Below are 20,675 nucleotides of genomic sequence, written 5' to 3' on the forward strand. Positions count from 1 at the left end.
GTAATAAATAGAAATAAAGAGACGTTATTAAATATTATGGTTTGAAGTCGTCGATTACTTGAAAAATAAGCATCCTTTCGCAATTGATTATTCGAGATTTAGCTATGATGTTTGATAAAAAATCCCCGTGATATTGCTATCACAGGGATTTTATTTCATCGCTTCAACAACAAGCCAACTAACGAGTTAGTCTTTACCTTGCTCACGTGCAATCGCACGGTAGGCGATGTCGGTACGGAAGTAGACGTCATCCCAGTGGATGGCATCGACTAAACCATATGCCGCTTTTTGTGCTTCTGTCACTGTGTTACCGAGTGCTGTGGCACATAATACGCGGCCGCCTGCTGTGACAACGTGACCGTCTTTCATGGCTGTGCCTGCGTGGAATACTTTGGCGTTGTTGTCACCTAAAGATAAACCGTCAATGACGTCTGCTTTGCGGTATGCATCTGGGTATCCGCCAGCTGCAAGGACTACACCTACTGCTGCGCGTGAGTCAAATTCTGCGGTCACTTTATCAAGCTCACCACGGGTGGCGGCTAAACAAAGCTCAACTAAATCTGATTGTAGGCGCATCATGATTGGCTGCGTTTCTGGGTCGCCAAAGCGGCAGTTGTACTCAAGTACTTTTGCGCTGCCATCAGGTGCAATCATTAAACCAGCATATAAGAAGCCTGTGTAAACATTGCCTTCTGCTGCCATGCCATCAACCGTTGGGCGGATAACGTTAGCAATTGTCCAGTCGTGAACAGTTTGCGTGACCACTGGTGCTGGTGAGTATGCACCCATGCCGCCAGTGTTAGGGCCGTAATCGCCGTTATCGCGGGCTTTATGATCTTGGCTCGATGCCATAGCTAAGATGTTGTTGCCGTCTACCATGACGATAAAGCTGGCTTCTTCACCTTTTAAAAATTCTTCGATAACAACGCGAGAACCGGCTTCGCCAAACTTGTTGCCAGCGAGCATATCTTCAATTGCTGCATCGGCTTCAGCTTGGTCTTGCGCGATAATCACGCCTTTACCTGCAGCTAAACCGTCAGCTTTAATCACAACTGGGAAACCTGTTTTAGCAGTTAACTCAACTGAGTAAGCTTTCGCAGCATCAATTTCAGTGAAGTTTGAGTAGTCAGCCGTTGGGATGTTGTGACGAGCTAAAAAGTCTTTGGTGAAGGCTTTTGAAGATTCAAGTTGCGCTGCACCTTGAGTTGGGCCAAAGATAGGTAAGCCAGCTTCGTTAAAGGCATCAACTACGCCAAGTGCTAAAGGCACTTCTGGGCCGACAATGGTTAATTCAATTTTGTTGTCTTGGGCAAACTTCACTAATTCTGAAATTGCTTCAACCTTAATACTGACGTTTTCTAATTTTGGCTCTAAAGATGTGCCTGCGTTGCCAGGAGCAACAAAAACTTTTTCAACTTGAGCTGATTGAGCTGCTTTCCAAGCTAGTGCGTGTTCGCGTCCGCCGCCGCCAATTACAAGTACCTGCATCTTTATTCACCTTTTTTATATTCAATTTGGTAAAAATTATCATGTTCTTTAAACGAAAAAAGCAGCCAAATGAGGCTGCTCTATTCAAAAGCTATTTAGTGACGGAAGTGACGCATTCCGGTGAACACCATAGCAATGCCGTGCTCGTCAGCTGCTGCAATGATTTCTTCATCGCGAATTGAACCGCCCGGTTGGATGATACAGCTGATGCCCGCTGCTGCGGCTGCATCAATACCGTCACGGAATGGGAAGAATGCATCAGATGCCATTACAGACCCTTCAACAACCAAACCTTCATCGGCGGCTTTAATACCTGCCACTTTCGCTGAGTAAACGCGGCTCATTTGGCCTGCGCCCACACCGATAGTCATACCATCTTTGGCGTAGACAATCGCGTTTGATTTAACAAATTTAGCCACTTTCCAGCAGAACATTAAGTCAGTTAGCTGCTCAGCTGTAGGTTGGACTTTTGAAACCACTTTAACATCGGCGACATCAACCATACCTTGGTCGCGGTCTTGTACTAATAAACCACCGTTAACACGTTTAAAGTCTTGAGTGATGGTTTTAGTGTTCCACTGACCACACTCTAATAAACGCACGTTGGCTTTAGCGGCAACGATTTCACGTGCAGCTGCACTGACTGTTGGGGCAATAATCACTTCAACAAATTGACGGTCAACAATGGCTTTCGCTGTGTCTGCATCTAACTCTTGGTTAAACGCAATGATGCCGCCAAATGCTGATGTAGGGTCAGTTTTAAATGCGCGATCGTAAGCTTCTAAAATGGTGTCGCCTAGTGCAACACCACATGGGTTAGCATGCTTAACGATAACACAAGCCGGACCGTCGAATTCTTTAACACACTCAAGGGCTGCATCGGTATCAGCGATATTGTTGTAAGACAGTGCCTTACCTTGCAATTGAGTTGCGCTAGCCACTGACGCTTCATCAATGTGTGCATTAACATAGAATGCCGCTTTTTGATGGCTGTTTTCACCGTAGCGTAAATCTTGCTTTTTGATCAACTGAGTATTGAAGGTACGTGGGAAGCTTGAATCTTCGTGGCACTCATCTTTACTGTGTGCTGGCACCATAGTACCGAAGTAGTTCGCGATCATGCCATCGTATGCTGCGGTGTGTTCGAACGCTGCAATAGCTAGGTCAAAGCGCGTTTCAAGTGTAGTGCTGCCTTCATTGGCACGCATTTCAGCAATCACGCGGTCGTAATCACTTGCGTTAACCACAATGGTGGTGTCTTTATGATTTTTAGCAGTAGAGCGAACCATAGTTGGGCCGCCAATATCGATGTTTTCAACGGCGTCAGCCAAAGTACAACCTTCTTTTGCCACTGTAGAGGCAAACGGGTAAAGGTTAACGGCAACTAAGTCGATTGGTTTGATGGCATTTTGTTCCATCACGATTTCATCGATACCACGACGAGCTAGAATGCCGCCATGCACTTTAGGGTGAAGTGTTTTAACACGACCATCCATGATTTCAGGATGACCTGTGTAGTCAGAAACTTCGGTCACTGGGATATTATTATCAGCAAGTAATTTAGCAGTGCCACCAGTAGAAAGTAGCTCTACGCCTTGCTCATGTAATGCTTTAGCAAACTCAAGCATTCCAGTTTTATCAGATACGCTTAACAGCGCGCGACGAATAGGTCTGACAGTATTCATGTAGGTACAGTGTCCACTATTTATTTAAGGAAGTTTGGCAAAGCTGAGTTTGTTAAATCAGCTTTGCCAAAGTTCCTACGATGCACATCTCGTTTTTATTTTATTAGTGAGCCGTACTCGAGCGCGCGTATTTTAACGTAATCTGTTTTATTTCGGGAAATTTCTGCGCGATTTCACAATATTGAAATAAGAACAAAGTACGGGGGCTTTTTTATTCTATAAAACCCTTGACCTTGGATTAAACTCCAAGGTTTATAATGATGACATTACACTGATATAGATTCTAACTTTACAGGTAACGATATGTATCGAATTGGTGAGCTCGCGACGTTATTTGATGTGAAAACGGATACGCTTCGTTTTTATGAAAAACATGGTTTATTAGCCCCTTCGAATCGATCTGATTCTGGCTATCGACTGTATAACCAAGATGACGCCGAAAAGCTGCGATTTATTATTCGAGCTAAAGCGGTGGGCTTTAGTTTAAGTGATATTGCTGAGTTGTTGTCTATTGAACTGGATAAGTCCAATTGGGCTTGTGCTGATGTTAAAGGCATGGTCGATATCAAGTTGGATCAAGTACAAGCAAAGATAGCGGAACTGGAGTTCTTTGCGAGTTCGTTGAGTAAATTGTCAGAGGCATGTTGTGGCGGGCCTGAAAGCGCCGAACACTGCTCTATATTAGAAGCATTAGAGTCATCAGATAAAGAATTACAGCCAAAATCTGAACATCATGCTGTAGTACAAAACCCTTAGTGTTAAGAATTAGTGGCAAGAAATAGTGGGGCAAGAGATGTTATTCACTAACTTTGTAGAATTATTTTTAGAGTCAGCACCATGGTTATTACTTGGCTTGGTGTTAGCCGGATTATTAAAAGTGTTTGTGCCTATGGCATGGATGCAAAAGCAATTAGGTGGTCATGGGGTTAAAACCGTGGTTAAAGCCGCAGTGATAGGTGCGCCATTGCCGTTATGTTCGTGTGGTGTCATTCCTGCTGCCGTGGGGCTGCGCCGCAGCGGTGCCTCTAAGGCCGCTACGACTTCATTTTTAGTGTCGACCCCAGAAACTGGCGTTGATTCTGTGACAGTTTCTTATGTTTTACTTGGGCCTTTTATGGCAATTATTCGTCCTATTGCTGCAATTACCAGTGCCGTTGTGGCAGGGTTATTGGTTGGTCGAGATGATAAAGATGAGGTGAGTGAGGCTAAGGCTTCATCAAAGGTTGCAAAAAACGCTGAAGAGAATGATTTAGGTACCGCGGGTGAAGTGGTGTCCTCATGCTGTAGTTCAAAAGCCGCTGAGGTTAAGGCTCCTGATACAAGCTGTTGTAGTTCTAAGGCGCAAAGTAAACCGGCATCAAGCAGTTGCTGCTCTAGCAACAAAGACAACGTTGAAGCGATCCCGAGCACGAGTAGTTGTTGCGCGGGTAAGACAGATAATACAACTAACGAAAAAGTGGCTACAGTTGCTAAAAGCTGCTGTGCCACTAAGACAGATCACGCTGCAGTCAGTGACAACAATGACACGCATGAACATGCGGCTGAAAGCTGCTGCGAGTCAACAAAAGATATGGCGACAGAGCTAAAAAACGAGTCAGTATTGTCAAGGATTAAGTCAGGTTTGCAATACGCGGCAACGGATTTAGTGAGAGACACGACGATGTGGTTGTTAGTCGGTCTATTTTTTGCTGCATTAGTACAAACGTTTGTTCCTGGTGACTTTTTAGCAAAGTGGGGGGACGGGATTTTAGCTATGTTGGTGATGGTGTTGATATCTGTCCCTATGTACATTTGTGCTACAGCCTCAACACCGATTGCGGCAGGTTTACTATTAGCAGGTGTATCACCAGGGGCTGTATTGGTCTTTATGATGGCAGGGCCTGCAACCAATATTGCCACTTTAGGTGTTGTCACCAAAGAGCTAGGTAAGCGCGCATTATTTGGCTATTTAGGCGGGGTGTTGGGCGTAGCGTTAAGTTTTGGTGTCTTAGTCAATTATCTTGTGGAGCACTTTGGTTTTGTTGTCATGCCGCAAATTGGCGAAGAACATGAGTTATTACCTCATTTTGTTACTACGGGATCTGGGATTGTATTGGCCTTGTTAATGGCAAAAGTTATTTATGATAAGTTACCGAAAAAAAGCTTGCGACGAGACTGCTGTTCGTAAGTTATTTGTTTTACTTTAGCAATAAAAAAGGCCCTCAGGGCCTTTTTTATTAACTGAACCTTAAGTCTAATGTATTGATTGATACAGCTTGTTACGTAGTTTGCGTGTAAATAACGAGCAGGTTGAGGAATGATTTTTAATTGTTAATATCAGCTCTAGCTAAACTAGATCTGGCTCAAGGTTTTAATTTAAAGAATATTGAAATTGTTAAAGTTCAGATCTTACGTGACATGAATCACTCATAAAGTTTGGGTTAATACCTAACATGATTCCGAGCTACCTCAATGGTGGTATAAGAAATTGGAGTGATGATGAAACATTTAACGAAACGCAAACTAGCATTCGTTATCGCAGCAGCAATGGGGATTGCAGGCTGTGGTAGCGATGGAAAAGATGGCGAAGATGGCGTAACGCCACCACCACCATCAGCAGAAACCTCAGAGATTACTAATGTCGACGTTATTCACCATGAAATTGGTGATGGCAAAGTAACTTTTGAATTCCAAATCACAAACGAAAAAGACATGCTAATTGTTGGCTTAGAAAAAGCGAACGCAGAATTAGCCGCTATGACTGATAAAGGTATTGCTCGTAGTCGTGATGATTTCGAAGGAACTATCGTTGGTGGTAGTGCAAGCGAGTCAACTGCTGGTGCTAGCTTAACTGTACTGGAAAATGGTAACTATGAATTTGTAGCGCCTATGCCAAATGTTACAGCGGGTACTGAAGGTATTGTTCGTTTAGCTGTGGGTGGTGGTGACTTAATTGCTAAGTCTCGCTACATCGTAGTTAGCAAGCCTGAAAACGTGCACACAACGACGACAGAAACATGTCAGTCTTGTCACGTTGATTTCCATGCATCAGACGTTAAGCATTCAAGCTACACAGCAATCGATACAGAAGGCGAAACTGATTTAGTCGCAGGTTGTTTAGTTTGTCACAACAACGTGGTTCGTGATGATGGCGGTTACGCACGCAACAGCATGCAAAAGCTTGGTCATATTAATCACAATGGCTTTGAAAAAGATTTCACTGCAACTAACTGTTATACCTGTCACGCTGAGCCTGTGATTAACACAAGCATCGCGGGTAACGGTTGTAGCGATTGTCATACAACTGATATGTCTGACAACATGGCTTTATTAGCTGCAAACAGTGACTTTGATGCACGTGAATTCCACGTTAAGTCTGAAAAAATTGGCATTACAGAGCGTCAAACTATTCGTGAAGAGCACAGCACGACTTTATCAGCTGTATACATGAATGACTTAGGTGAATACTGTACTGATTTAACCTTATTTAAAGGTGAAGAAGTACTGGATATCGAAGCGCTATATAATGACGGTACATTAAGCTACGCAAGTACTTACCTTCACGGTTACCATAATGAATCATTAGTGGGTCGTGAGTCTCGTAACTACGAAGAGTCTTATAAAGGCGACGGAACTAAAACCTTCTGTCACCCTGAGCTAGACTTGAACACACCACAAATCATGGCAAGTGCTCGTGTTACCTTTAAAGGTGGCAACTGGATTGATGATGATGGTAAATATGGTGTTTCACTTACAAGTTACTCGCCAGTAGCTGACTTAGCTGATCTGAACAATGTGACTGATTACGATCGTCGTCATGCCGTGACAACTGACAGCTGTACGACTTGTCATAACAACGAAACTAACTACCACAAAAATGGTAGCTACGCTGAAGGCGGCTTAGATTGTGTTGCTTGTCATAACAACGGTCAAGATCGTAGTGCTGGTAACTCTGCACCTGGTTTCGGCCCAATGGTTCACAGCATGCACTGGGGCGTAGGTAGCCAAGCTGGTGAAGACGGTGAAAATGCAGCAGCAAGAAATCTAGACGCTGCAAACTGTGTTTCTTGTCATGCTGATGGTATCGAACTTTACGCTATTCCTAACCAATATATGCTTTCAAAAGCTTATAACGGTGGCGATTCAGGCGTTATGACTAGCCCAATTACAGCAAACTGTTACGCATGTCATAATGGTGAGCAAGCGCTTAACCATATGGAGCAAAATGGTGGTGAGCTGAATGTTGAAGCTGGTACTAATTGGTACACAAATGGTACTTCTGAGTCTTGTGCAACATGTCACGATGCTGGTAAGTCAATGGGTATCGATAAGTTCCATAACTTTGAGCGTTAATCACTGACATTTTATAGCTTGCGATATTAACTGGCCCTGCAAAGCTCAATTTCGCAATCATAAATAATAAAAAGCCACTAGAAATAGTGGCTTTTTTCATTTTTGCCTTTCTATTTCATCTGTCAATTGGCAGGTTTGAATTTCATATTCTATTCTTTTTCGGTGCTTGCAAAAGCAACATAATGTCATTGACTGATTTTTGAGCTCAACTTTGAACCTTAAAATTAACTTAATTTAAACTTAATTGTAATTTCAGCTATAGAGTAAATAGGCTTTTACTTACTATAAATTCAAGTTAAGCCACTGAATAATAAGGCTTAATTTGTTTGTTAAATTATTTAATTAGTTGTAAACCCTTTTAAAACAATGGTTTAGCTTGCTGTTGCTATTGTTGTTATTTATATAAGGATGTAGTTATTTAGATCTGAGTCAAACTTTGAACATTAAAAAGTGTTAATCAGCTTCGTGTTAATTCAGTCGTGATCATTGTCACTATTTAGCGAACAAGAAATGCCTAGTATAAAAATAGACCTGTACCTACAAAGTGGTAATGGGCAATAGGAGATGATGATGAAGCATTTAACGAAAAGAAGATTAGCTTTCGTTGTCGCGGCTGCAATGGGGATTGCAGGTTGTGCTGATGACGGTAAAGATGGTGCTGATGGCGAAGATGGTGCACCGGGTGAACCCGCTACTCCACCAGTCACTGAAGTGTCTACAGTAACCAATGTTGAGTATATTGCTCATATGGTTGAAGAAGGCCAAGTGACAGTAGAGTTTAACTTAACTGATGAAGATGGCGTTGCGATTACGGGTCTTGAAAATGCAGGTATTTACTTAGCTGCTAAGACAGATCGCGGTATTCAACGTAGCCGTGACGGTAGTGTCGGTGGTAGTGCAACGTTTGGTGGCGATAATGCTACTGAAGGTGCAACTATTACAGAAGTTGACAGCGGGCAATATAAACTCGTTGCTCCAATGGCAGCTGTACAAGCGGATACTGAAGGATTAATTCGCTTACAAGTGGGCGGTGGCGATATTGCTGATTCACCGTATATCATTATTGATAAGCCAGAAATGACCCACACCTCAACAACTGAAACTTGTTATTCATGTCACGTTGATTACGCCACTTCAGATATTAAGCATGCGAAATATGTCGCACAAAACATTGATGGCGAAGTTGATTTTGTTGGTGGCTGTATGGTGTGTCACAACAATGTTCCACGTGATGTTGCTGAAGATGGTACCTCACTTGATACCGGTGGATATGCTAAAAATACCATGCAAAAGCTTGGTCACATTAATCACCAAAAGTTTGAAAAAGATTTTACCCCAACTAACTGTTACACCTGTCACGCAGAGCCTGTGATTAATACCAGTATTGCTGGTAATGGGTGTAGTGACTGTCATGGCTCAGGCGAGTCAGGCGTGATTGTTCCTTCTGACGGATTTGATGCTCGTGAGTTCCATTTCCAATCTTCTAAAATTGGTTTAGAAGAGCGTAAAGACATTCGTGCAAATCATTACACTACAACTAGTGCGCCATACTTTAATCCTACAATGGATGAGTGGATTGATCACAAAGATGTTGCTTGGACATCAGGTTACTGTGTTGATATCGCATTGTTTGATAACTCTGGTGAAACACCTGTACAGTTAAACATTGGTGAAATGTATGCTGCGCATGAAGTTGTTTATGGTGGTGCTTACATTAACAACTACTACAATGATTCTATTGTTGCACGTGTTATTGGTCATGGTTCAGAAGGCTACATTGAAAATGCTGATGGCTCACGTTCAGTATGTTACGGCGAGCTAACTGCGGGTTATGAACTTGCTAACTTGTCTGCCAGCTCACGTATTACGATTGCTGATACCAATTGGATTGATAGCGATAATGAATACGGTGTGTCTTTCACTGGATACAGTGATGTAGTTGACCCAATCAACTTTGAAAAAGTACAAGATTGGGGTCGTCGTCATACTATCGATGAAAACAGCTGTACGACTTGTCACAACAACGACACTAACTACCATAAGAGCGGTAGCTACGGTGACGGTGGTTTAGATTGTGTTGCTTGTCATAACAATGGTCAAGATCGTAGAGGCGCATTGTCTGGTCCTGGTTTCGGCCCAATGGTTCACAGCATGCATTGGGGTGTTGGTAACGAGTTAGGTGATAAAGCGCCTGAAGCGAACTCAGCAGCAAGCTTGAATGCCGATAACTGTGTCTCTTGCCATGCTGATGGTGTAAGCCTAGCTGATGTACCTAACCAATACATGCTTTCTAAAGCGTATAATGAAGGTAATGCTGGTGTAATGACGAGCCCTATCACTGCAAACTGTTTTGCATGTCATAACTCTGATTCAGCGTTAAGCCACATGGAGCAAAATGGTGGTGAGTTGAATGTACCATCAACGACAGAATGGTTCACTGAAGGTACTTCAGAGTCTTGTGCAACATGTCATGATACTGGTAAGTCATTCGGTATTGATAAGTTCCATAACTTTGAACGCTAAGAGTAACTTAACGACAATTTTATCCCTGCTAAGATAATTGTCATAAGTTGAAAAAAGCCACTATTTTATATAGTGGCTTTTTTATTGGTTAACGGGTCAAAAAACGAGGTTAATTTAGTATTTAAGGGTAATAATGCTTATGTTTTTATTGCTATTTACACTCGTTGTTTATTACATTTTTCAGTTTCTTTTTGATACAAGTGTATAATTTTTAGAGAGTTATATTGTTCTTGCATTTCCAGTAATCAAATTACAGATAAGTTGATTCTGATTTCATTCATAATTTAATCACAAAGGCTGTTTTCTGCTGTTTAATCAATAAATTTTCGTGAGCTTAATCACTCCAGATAAAGCGGTTAGTCCCTACTATGCCAATCAGGTGTTTACCTAAAAAGTAGTAATTAAACTATTCGGAGTGATGATGAAACATTTAACGAAACGCAGATTAGCCTTCGTTGTTGCAGCAGCGATGGGGATTGCTGGTTGTGCTGATGATGGAAAAGACGGTGCAGATGGCGCACCAGGTGAACCAGGTCCAGGACCTAATCCACCAGTAACAGAATCCGCTGATATTACCCATATCACTATGATTTCGCATGCGATTGAGGAAGGCCAAGTTCGATACGAATTTGAAGTGACGAACGAAGATGGCGTTTTAGTCAATGGTTTAGGTAAAGCAGAAGCTAAATTTGCTGAAAAAACCGACCGTGGTGTGGTGTTAAATCGTGATGGCAATGTCGGTGGCTATACAGATTCCACTAAAGAAGGGTCATCATTAACAGCTATCGGTGATGGGCATTATGAGTTTATTGCTGCTATGCCAGCTGTGACGGCAGCCTCAGAGGGTATCGTTTGGTTACGTGTAGGCGGAGATAGCGAAACAGAAATCGCTCGTTCACAGCCTATGGTGGTGGATAAACCTGAGATGATCCACACCAGCACGACAGAAACCTGTTATAGCTGTCACGTGGACTATGGCACTTCTAGCATGAAGCATCCTAGCTACACAGCAATTAATGTTGAAGGCGAGGTCGATTTCGTTGCAGGCTGTTTAGTGTGTCATAACAATGTGTCTCGCGCTGAAGAAAATGGCGGATATGCCACCAACACATTACAGAAAATCGGTCACATTAATCATCAAAAGTTTGAAAAAGATTTTGCAGTTACTAACTGTTATACCTGTCATGCTGAGCCAGTAATTAATACCAGTATTGCAGGAAATGGTTGTAGTGATTGTCACTCATCAGACAGTGCTGCTAGCGGCATTGTGATGGCGATGAATGACTTTGATGCCCGTGAATTCCACGCAAAATCTGAAAATGTAGGTTTGGTAGCAAGACAAGACTCTAGAAGTCAGCACTCTACAATGCTTTCAGATATTTACACACCGGATTCTGGTGTTACCTATTGTACCGATCTCAGCCTTTACCAAGGCGAGAGTATGCTAGATATCGAAACGCTTTCTGCTGACGGAACGTTAAGCTATACAGGCGGTTACATGCATGGTTATAACAATAAATCTATTATTGGCCGTGAAACCAACTCTTATGCAACCAGCTATAAAGGTGATGGTACTAAAACCATGTGTTATGCCGCATCAGGTTTCGGTATCAATGCACCACAAATTATGGCGAGCTCTCGTGTCACATTTGCTCACGGTGATGATCCTTCATATGACGGTGTAACATTTACCAGTTACTCACCAGTGTTTGCTATCGCAGATGGAAAAGTGACTGATTATGATCGTCGCCATGCAGTAACAAGTGATAGCTGTAGCGCTTGTCATAATGAAGAGACCAATTACCATAAGAATGGTGGTTACAGTGAAGGCGGTTACGATTGTGTTGCTTGTCATAACAATGGTCAAAACAGAATGAGCTCTCGACATATCAGTCTTGAAGGTTCTGAGTTTGCTAGCGAGCAAGAAAGAATCAATGCGGGTTACATTTTCAATGCTGCATATGGTGGAGAAGGTTGGCAAGCAACAAGTGGACCTGGATTTGGACCAATGGTTCATGCAATGCACTGGGGTGCTTCGCAAACTATTGTTGGATCTGATGACAGTGGCTACTTGTATAATTCATCTGCTGAATTAAATGCGATAAACTGTGTGTCTTGTCATGCTGAAGGTATTGATTTATATGCAATACCTAATCAATACATGCTAGCTAAAACCTTAGCAATAACTGAAGAAGGCAACCCTGATACTAATAACATGGCAAGCCCAATCACTGCCAATTGTTATGCTTGTCATGATTCAGCTTCAGCATTGAACCACATGGAGCAAAATGGTGGTGAAATTAATGCGAAAGTTGATGAAGTACCAGTATGGTATGAAGCTGTTCCACAAGAGTCTTGTGCAACGTGTCACGCCGAAGGTAAATCATTTGGTATTGATAAGTTCCATGTATTTGAACGTTAATGACGGTAAAGTGAGTCAGTGCCTGCAAGCTGACTAACTAGAACGTTTCATTTAACAGTCAGTGTTAAACAAAAGAGCCACTCAAATGAGTGGCTCTTTTTATGCGTAATAAGCTATGTAATAACGCGGCTTGTACAAAATATTAAGAATAAATTTCAGTTCAATGACGACATAATTATCTTAATATGACACTCTTTATTAACATAACAAGCATTACAATTATTTACTGAAAATAATATTTAACTTTTCTGCAAGACGGATCCCTGCTTGCTGTAAACGTAATTCAACTGTTGGCGTATGATCGAAAATATACTGCCAGCGTAAGTCTGGTTGGTCGTCGCGGTTTTTTTCTAATTCATAGGTTGCTTCACGCAATGTTTTTGACTCATCAGCCCAGTCATAATAGCTTTTTCCGACCCAACTCTTGATGTCTTTATCTGAGATACGTTCAATGAATTTTGTGTATTCGGTGTAGCTAAGCTGTTTATGATCAACCAGCTTACTATCCCAAACACTATGCAAGTTTGTGTCTTCACCAAACCATTTTAACTTGACCTTATTACCGCCATGATCGTGGCTATGGCCAACATGTAATGGCTGATGAATATCACCGACAAAGTGAACGTAAAATGCTAATGCGTCACGCTTATCTTTATTGCTAACCTTAGGATCCTTCAACACTTTTTCAAAACGCTCAAGGCTTTCAATAATATCGCCTTTCGGGTTTCTTTTGACTGTGTCCCAAGTTTCGTCGTCAGCAATTGATACATAGTGCCATGGTGATGCGTGATGCCAGTTTTTATCCGAACGGATTTCATCTGGCCAGGTCGACATTTGTGCTAAAGATTCACCTTGCGTTATTTGATTGATTTTATCTTGTGCGACAGCAGAAAGGTTATTTTGTGCTAACTCCCCAATAATACGGTGACCATTTTGGCCCCAAGCATGAACTGGTGAGCTGACAAGGCTACTGAGCGCAAGTGTTGCACTGAAAAGAATTACTGCAGGTTTCATTATTATTATTCCAAAAGCGATTTAACAGGCTTTGACCCTAGTACGGCATGCTAAATCGAGTGAGTGAGGTCGTTTTATCATATATTTTTCAAATTAAATTTTTGTGACAAAACAACCATGAACCCTTACCAAGTAAGGGGTTGGTTAAATTTGTGAAGCAAATTTGACGCAAATAGTTTAGATATTGTTGAAAAATAGTTCAAGAATGACATGATTTTGAAACAAATTGGTTATAAAATCCGCCCTGAAGTTTTTACTCTACGGCTTCATATTAAAAGCTAGCTTAACTAGCAAACAAATTAAAATATAAAAGTATTTCAGGGGTCTGAAAATGTTAAACAATAAAATCAGTCGCTTAGCGCTAGCGACTTGCTTTGCTATGGGTGTTTCTCTACCTGCCATGGCAGCCGATACTGCATCAAATATCCGAGGCCAGATTGTTGGCCCTCAAGGAAATGCTGTAACAGATGCAACAATTACTATCATTCATGAACCAACAGGTACCGTTACTGAGCTTGCTGTTGGTGCTGACGGTACGTTTGCTGCTCGTGGTCTTCGTGTTGGTGGTCCATATATCATTAAAGTAGATTCAGAAGAATTTGCGGATGATTTAGAGCAAGACTTATTTTTAAACGTTGGTGAAACCTTACGTTATAACCGTACTCTTCAAGCTGAAGGTGATATGGAGCGTATCGGTGTTGTGGGTAATGCAAATTACTACCGCAGTGCTGGAAGCAACAGCGAATTTGGTGCTAAGGATATTGCTAACTCTCCAGGTATTAACCGTGACCTTAAAGATGTATTACGCCAAAATCCAATGGCTGTTGTAGGTACTGATGGCATCTCAATGAGTGTTGCGGGTATTAACCCACGCTTTAACACGTTCGTTGTTGATGGTGTATCTCAAAACGATGACTTTGGCTTAAACTCAAACGGTTACCCAACTCAACGCTCTCCTATCTCAATTGATGCGGTAGAAAGTGTTGCATTAAACACATCTCCTTTTTCTGCTCGTACAGGTGGCTTCTCTGGCGCACAAGTTAACGTAGTGACAAAATCAGGTACGAATGAGTTAGCTGGTACTGTTTTTTGGGAAACGACTAACGACAGCATGGCTGGCGACGGTAAAGACCAAGAAACGGGTGAAAAATTAAAGCAAGATTTTGAAGAAACAACATTTGGTGCGACTGTTGGTTTCCCATTAATTAAAGACACATTATTCTTCTTTGGTTCATATGAAAACTTTGACGCTCCACAAGCGGCTGAGTGGGGACCAGCTGGTGCAGGTTTTGCTAACGATTCTCGTGTAACACAAGAAGAGTTAGACAGAATTACCAGTATTTCTAACAGTGTTTATGGTCTAGATAATATTGGTGGTTACAGCTCAACTCCACAAGAAAAAGATGAAAAAATCTTAGCAAAAGTGGATTGGAACATTAACGATGAACATCGTGCTTCTTTCACTTATCAAAATACTGTTGGTAACTTAACTAACAAAGTATCTGACGATGAGTCTTCACTTAACTTATCAAGCTACTGGTACGATAAAGAAGAAGAGTTAGAGTCTTATGCTGCAACGGTTTACAGTGACTGGACAGATTCATTTACTACTGAAATCAAATTAGCTTATAAAGATACGACAAGTAACTCTAACCCTGTTGATAACATCGGCATTGGTCAAGTTAATGTACGTACTGGCAGTGGTGATGTTAACTTCGGTACTGAGCGTTCTCGTCAATCAAATCAATTAAATAACCAAAATTTAGAGCTTCGTTTTGTGGGTGATTACTACCTAGACGAGCACACCATTGGTTTTGGTTTCCAGTATAACGACATCGAAGTGTTCAACTTGTTTGCTCAAGACACTATGGGATCATGGGATTTCGATTCAATTGATGATTTCGAAAATGGTGTTGTTGACCGTTTCCGTTATCAAAATGCTGAATCAGGCAACTCAAACGATGTTGCTGCTAACTTCACAATGGAAACGTTAGCATTATTTGTTGAAGATACTTGGGAAATTAACGCTGACTTAGAAATGACCTTTGGTATGCGTTATGAAACCATCACCATGTCTGAGTCTCCGGCATTAAACCAAAATTTCGTTGACCGTTATGGTTTTGCAAACAACGAGACAATGGATGGTAAAGATATCTGGTTACCACGTATCGGTTTAACTTACGTCTTATCTGACGATGTTACTTTACGCGGTGGTGTCGGTCGTTACAGTGGCGGTTACCCAACAGTTTGGATGTCTAACAGCTTCTCAAATGATGGTAACAGCTTATTAAGCTTCAACGATGGTTGGAATACCGATTGGGGTACGCCTGATTTTGGTAATGTACCAAGCGAAGCTCAAGATGGTCTTGTTGGCGGCGATGGTAACACTAACTCATTAGATCCAAACTTCGAACTTCCTTCAGATTGGCGTGCAAGCATCGGCTTTGATAGTACTTGGGACTTCGGTGCTCTAGGTCAAGACTGGTTCTTTGGTGGTGAGTTCTTATATATCCAAAAAGAAAATGATGTGGCTTGGGTTGATTTAGCACGTCGTGAAGTTGGAACAGATTCAACAGGCCGTGTGATTTACGAAACGTGGGATCCATTAGCAAATAATGGCGCAGGTGGAAACACTGAACGTTATGACTTAATGCTAACTAATGCAGAAGAAGATGGTAAGAGCCAGACATTAAGCTTCACCCTAGCGAAAAACTGGGACATGGGTCTTAATATGCGCTTAGGTTATGCCTACAACTCTGTTGATGAAGGTAACCAAGGTTCGTCTTCAACAGCGACATCTAACTACCAATACCCGATTACTCAGTATGACCGTAACGGTACAACAATTGGCCCTGGTTACTATGAAACACCACATCGTTTCACCTTTAGCTTAGGCTATGATGTTGAATTTGTTGCAGGTTATAACTCAAGCTTTAACATGTTCTATGAAGCACGTGAAGGCCGTCCTATGACTTGGGTTCTAGGTTCGCACAATGACCGTGGTTTCGGTGACCAAGGTTCATTTGCCTACTCTGATGCATACCTTCCATACATTCCAACAGGTGCTGATGATGCCAATGTTGAATATGCTGGTGGCTTAACTTACGAAGACTTTAAAGCAGCTATTGATGAAATTGGTCTAAGTGAATACGCAGGCGGTATCGCACCTAAGGGTACTGATAACCAACCTTGGGTTCACCAATTAGATTTCCGCTTCACTCAAGAGCTACCTGGTTTCCTAGAAGATCATAAAGGTATCTTGTACTTTGACGTGAAAAACGTACTTAATCTAATGAATGACGATTGGGGTGTTGTTGAGTATCAATCATTTGGTAGCAAAATCCTAGTTGACCATAACTACAATGCTGATACGGGTGTATACACTTACTCAGTGCCTTATGGCCAAGATGGTATCGAAACAGCTAACCAAAATACTTATGACATTAATAAGTCTGCTTGGCAGTTAAAAGTGGGTGTTAAATACCAGTTCTAATTTGAGCATATTTAACGTTTAAAAATACCGAGCTTAGGCTCGGTATTTTTTTGCCTATCACTCAAGGTTGTTACTGGTTGGTGGGTGATTTGTTTTTTATTTGTTCGCGTATTGAGGTTTGTTTGTTTGCCTGTTGATGCTTATTTGTTTATTTTTTTGAAGTGTTAAAAAACTTTTTAACCTAATTAATTTGCTTTTTATTGCCTCAGTTTTTAAAAAAACCATACCCCTCTCACAAGATTAACATTAGTTAACCTAGGTCTCATCGGGCTTTTAGTCAGATGTCGTTATTTCGGTGATGGTAAATTCGATATGTTAATTAACGCTTTGTAAATAGATGTACTTTGCCATTGATGCGTTTTGCTACAAATATGAAATGGCACTGAAATATATGCTCAATAGCATCCGCCCCTGAAGTTTTACTCTACAGCTTCATATAAGGCTAGACCAACTAGCTATATTATAATTTTTCAGGGGTCAGATAATGTTTAACCATAAAATTAGTCGCTTAGCGCTGGCGACTTGCTTTGCTTTAGGTGTCGTATCTCTACCAGCTACCGCATCGCAGACTGCATCCAACATTCGAGGCCACATTGTTGGCCCAATGGGTAATGCAGTTACCGATGCAACTATTACTATTATTCACGAGCCAACAGGTACCGTTACAGAAGTGCCAGTAGGCGCTGACGGTCAGTTTGCAGCTCGTGGTTTACGTGTTGGTGGTCCATACATTATTAAAGTAGGTTCTGATGAATTTGCCGATGATGTTGAGCAAGGTTTGTTTTTAAATGTAGGCGAAACACTGCGTTTTAATCGTGAATTAAAATCTGCAGCTGACATTGAGCGAATTGGGGTAGTCGGCAACGCAAACTACTACCGCTCAGCTGGCAGTAACAGTGAGTTTGGTGCTGACGATATTGCTAATTCACCTGGTATAAACCGTGACTTAAAAGATGTATTACGTCAAAACCCAATGGCGGTTGTGGGGAATGATGGTATCTCTATGAGTGTTGCGGGTATTAACCCTCGTTTTAACACCTTTGTGGTTGATGGTGTATCTCAAAATGATGATTTCGGATTAAATTCAAATGGTTACCCAACTCAGCGTTCACCAATATCTATTGATGCTGTAGAGAGCGTTGCATTAAATACTTCGCCATTTACCGCGCGTAGTGGTGGCTTTTCTGGGGCACAAGTTAATGCGGTAACCAAGTCGGGTACCAATGAGCTATCGGGTACGATGTTTTGGGAAACCACCAATGACAGCATGGCAGGTGATGGTAAAGATCAAATCACTGGTGAAGCTTTAAAGCAGGATTTCGAAGAAACCACATTTGGTGGCACGATTGGCTTTCCTTTGATTAAAGACAAGCTATTTTTCTTCGGCTCTTACGAGAATTTTGATGCGCCACAAGCGGCTGAATGGGGACCTGCAGGAGCGGGTTTTCCTAATGATTCAAATGTAACGCTAGACGAATTAAATCGAATCAACAGCATTGCTAGTAGCGTATATGGCCTTGATAATATTGGTAGTTATAACGCCACACCTCAAGAAAAAGATGAGAAGATTCTGGCTAAGTTAGATTGGAACATTAACGATGATCACCGTGCTTCTTTAACCTATCAAAAAACGGTCGGTAATATGACTAACCGTGTTTCTGATACCGAAGGTTACTTAAACTTATCAAGCTATTGGTACGATAAAGAAGAAGATTTCGAATCTTACGCAGCGATTGTATACAGTGACTGGAGCCATGACTTCACGACTGAATTTAAAGTTGCTTATAAAGACACTGTAAGTAGCTCTAACCCAGTAGATAATTTGGGTATTGGACAAGTTGCAGTGAGAACTGACAACGGTACTGTAACCTTTGGAACTGAGCGTTCGCGCCAATCAAATGAGCTTGATAACCAAAACTTGGAAGTGCGTTTTGTGGGTGATTATTACCTAGACGAGCATAAGATTGGTTTTGGTTTCCAGTACAACAGCATTGACGTCTTTAACCTGTTTGCTCAAGACACTATGGGTACATGGGATTTTGATTCTATCGAAGACTTCGAGCGTGGCATTGTTGATCGCTTCCGCTATCAAAATGCTTTATCAGGCAATCCAGATGATGTTGCCGCTCAATTTAACATGGAAACGCTGGCATTATTCCTAGAAGATACCTGGGAAATTAACTATGACTTAGAAATGACCTTTGGTGTGCGCTATGAAAGGATCATGATGTCAGACTCACCAGAGTTAAATAGCAACTTTGTTGATCGTTACGGCTTTGCTAATAACAGCACAATGGATGGTCTAGATATTTGGCTGCCACGGGTAGGATTAAATTACGTACTAACGGATGATGTGACGTTACGCGGTGGTGTCGGTCGTTACAGTGGTGGTTACCCAACGGTTTGGATGTCGAATAGTTTCTCAAATGACGGCAACAGCTTATTAAGTTATACCGGCGGTTGGAACGATGCGTGGGGCACACCTGATTTTGGTAATGTTCCTGGTGAAGCGCAAGATGGCCTTGTGGGTGGAGACGGTAATACTAACTCACTTGACCCGAACTTTGAGTTACCATCAGATTGGCGAGTCAGTGTTGGCTTTGACAGTACTTGGGACTTAGGGGCCTTAGGTCAAGATTGGTTCTTTGGTGGTGAATTCCTCTACATCCAAAAAGAAAATGATGTAACTTGGGTTGATTTATCTCGCCGTAAAGTCAGAACTGATGATACTGGCCGTGTAATTTATGAAACCTGGGATCCATTAGCGAACAACGGACAAGGTGGACACACAGAGCGTTCAGATTTAATGCTCACTAATGCAGATACTGACGGCTCAAGCAAAACGTTAAGCTTTAGCTTGGCGAAGAATTGGGACATGGGTCTGAACATGCGCTTTGGTTATGCTTATAACCAAGTTGACGAAGGTAACCAAGGTTCATCTTCAACAGCAGGTTCAAACTATCAATACCCGATTGTTGGCGCAGATCGTAACGGCACCACTATGGGGCCTGGCTATTATGAAACGCCACATCGTTTCACTCTTAGCTTAGGTTACGACACTGAGTTATTTGCAGGTTATAACTCTAGCTTCAATATGTTCTATGAAGCACGCCAAGGTAACCCAATGAGCTGGGTATTAGGTTCGTATAATGACCGCGGATTTGGTGACCAAGGTGATTACGCCTACTCTGATGCATATCTACCGTATATTCCAACAGGTGCAGATGATGCCAATGTTGAATATGCTGGTGGCTTAACTTATGAAGAGTTTAAAAAGGCCATTGATGAGCTTGGGTTAGGTAAATACGCAGGTGGACTCATTGATAAAGGCACTCACAATCAACCTTGGGTACATCAATTAGACTTCCGTTTCACCCAAGAATTACCGGGCTTTACTCAAAAACATAAAGGCATGCTGTACTTCGATGTTAAGAACGTATTGAACTTGCTTAATGATGATTGGGGTAAGGTGCAATATCAAAGTTATGGCAACAAGGTGCTTGTTGATCACAGCTATGATGCAGAAACTGGTGTTTACACTTACTCAACTCCGTTTGGTCAAGACGGCATAGATACTTCCAACTTCAATACTTACGATATTAATCAGTCAGCATGGCAGATTAAGGTTGGAGTAAAATACATGTTCTAACAAGAACCTGTTGAAAAATACCGAGCTTAGGCTCGGTATTTTTTTGTGTTTTTGAACCTGATTTGTCCA

At 41.8% G+C, this 20,675-nt stretch carries 10 protein-coding genes; 7 read left to right on the forward strand and 3 right to left on the reverse strand.

The genetic code is table 11. The features are described from left to right. Positions 1-186: 186 nt before the first annotated feature. Entirely contained in the window at positions 187-1,488 is a 1,302-nt protein-coding gene (gene purD, locus AB4128_RS05535) for a phosphoribosylamine--glycine ligase (RefSeq protein ID WP_372037212.1), read from the reverse strand. Between the two features lie 95 nt (positions 1,489-1,583). Next, complete coding sequence (purH, locus tag AB4128_RS05540) at positions 1,584-3,173, reverse strand: bifunctional phosphoribosylaminoimidazolecarboxamide formyltransferase/IMP cyclohydrolase (protein ID WP_372037213.1); 1,590 nt, start codon at positions 3,171-3,173, stop codon at positions 1,584-1,586. A gap of 303 nt (positions 3,174-3,476) precedes the next feature. Between purH and zntR the strand changes: the two genes are divergently transcribed. The 5 genes from zntR to AB4128_RS05565 all read left to right on the forward strand — a co-directional run bounded on the left by zntR (position 3,477) and on the right by AB4128_RS05565 (position 12,450). Then, positions 3,477-3,929, forward strand: coding sequence for a Zn(2+)-responsive transcriptional regulator (zntR, locus tag AB4128_RS05545; RefSeq protein ID WP_372037214.1), 453 nt, complete (start codon positions 3,477-3,479; stop codon positions 3,927-3,929). 37 nt (positions 3,930-3,966) lie between these two features. Next, positions 3,967-5,340 carry an SO_0444 family Cu/Zn efflux transporter gene (locus tag AB4128_RS05550; protein WP_372037215.1) on the forward strand — a complete coding sequence of 458 codons (1,374 nt, stop codon included), beginning with the start codon at positions 3,967-3,969 and terminating at the stop codon, positions 5,338-5,340. Between the two features lie 311 nt (positions 5,341-5,651). After that, positions 5,652-7,505, forward strand: a complete 1,854-nt coding sequence (locus AB4128_RS05555; RefSeq protein ID WP_119967881.1) for a multiheme c-type cytochrome — start codon at positions 5,652-5,654, stop codon at positions 7,503-7,505. 570 nt (positions 7,506-8,075) lie between these two features. Then, positions 8,076-10,028 carry a multiheme c-type cytochrome gene (locus AB4128_RS05560; protein WP_372037216.1) on the forward strand — a complete coding sequence of 651 codons (1,953 nt, stop codon included), beginning with the start codon at positions 8,076-8,078 and terminating at the stop codon, positions 10,026-10,028. A gap of 421 nt (positions 10,029-10,449) precedes the next feature. Beyond that, on the forward strand, positions 10,450-12,450 hold the full coding sequence (locus tag AB4128_RS05565) for a multiheme c-type cytochrome (protein WP_372037217.1): 2,001 nt from the start codon (positions 10,450-10,452) through the stop codon (positions 12,448-12,450). A 219-nt stretch (positions 12,451-12,669) separates the two neighbouring features. On the opposite strand, the gene AB4128_RS05570 is transcribed toward AB4128_RS05565, so the two are convergent. Beyond that, entirely contained in the window at positions 12,670-13,464 is a 795-nt protein-coding gene (locus AB4128_RS05570; protein WP_055023537.1) for a S1/P1 nuclease, read from the reverse strand. A gap of 331 nt (positions 13,465-13,795) precedes the next feature. Between AB4128_RS05570 and AB4128_RS05575 the strand changes: the two genes are divergently transcribed. Continuing rightward, on the forward strand, positions 13,796-16,957 hold the full coding sequence (locus AB4128_RS05575; RefSeq protein WP_055023536.1) for a TonB-dependent receptor: 3,162 nt from the start codon (positions 13,796-13,798) through the stop codon (positions 16,955-16,957). Positions 16,958-17,441: 484 nt separating this feature from the next. After that, positions 17,442-20,606, forward strand: coding sequence for a TonB-dependent receptor domain-containing protein (locus tag AB4128_RS05580; protein WP_055023535.1), 3,165 nt, complete (start codon positions 17,442-17,444; stop codon positions 20,604-20,606). Positions 20,607-20,675: the final 69 nt, after the last annotated feature.

It is taken from the genome of Shewanella sp. 10N.286.52.A9 (assembly GCF_041468985.1).
GTDB lineage: Bacteria > Pseudomonadota > Gammaproteobacteria > Enterobacterales > Shewanellaceae > Shewanella > Shewanella japonica.

Bases quoted from the DNA above. Each gene is read 5' to 3' on its own strand.
- purD (WP_372037212.1), bottom strand. From the start codon at position 1,488: ATGCAGGTACTTGTAATTGGCGGCGGCGGACGCGAACACGCACTAGCT.
- purH (WP_372037213.1), bottom strand. From the start codon at position 3,173: ATGAATACTGTCAGACCTATTCGTCGCGCGCTGTTAAGCGTATCTGAT.
- zntR (WP_372037214.1), top strand. From the start codon at position 3,477: ATGTATCGAATTGGTGAGCTCGCGACGTTATTTGATGTGAAAACGGAT.
- AB4128_RS05550 (WP_372037215.1), top strand. From the start codon at position 3,967: ATGTTATTCACTAACTTTGTAGAATTATTTTTAGAGTCAGCACCATGG.
- AB4128_RS05555 (WP_119967881.1), top strand. From the start codon at position 5,652: ATGAAACATTTAACGAAACGCAAACTAGCATTCGTTATCGCAGCAGCA.
- AB4128_RS05560 (WP_372037216.1), top strand. From the start codon at position 8,076: ATGAAGCATTTAACGAAAAGAAGATTAGCTTTCGTTGTCGCGGCTGCA.
- AB4128_RS05565 (WP_372037217.1), top strand. From the start codon at position 10,450: ATGAAACATTTAACGAAACGCAGATTAGCCTTCGTTGTTGCAGCAGCG.
- AB4128_RS05570 (WP_055023537.1), bottom strand. From the start codon at position 13,464: ATGAAACCTGCAGTAATTCTTTTCAGTGCAACACTTGCGCTCAGTAGC.
- AB4128_RS05575 (WP_055023536.1), top strand. From the start codon at position 13,796: ATGTTAAACAATAAAATCAGTCGCTTAGCGCTAGCGACTTGCTTTGCT.
- AB4128_RS05580 (WP_055023535.1), top strand. From the start codon at position 17,442: ATGTTTAACCATAAAATTAGTCGCTTAGCGCTGGCGACTTGCTTTGCT.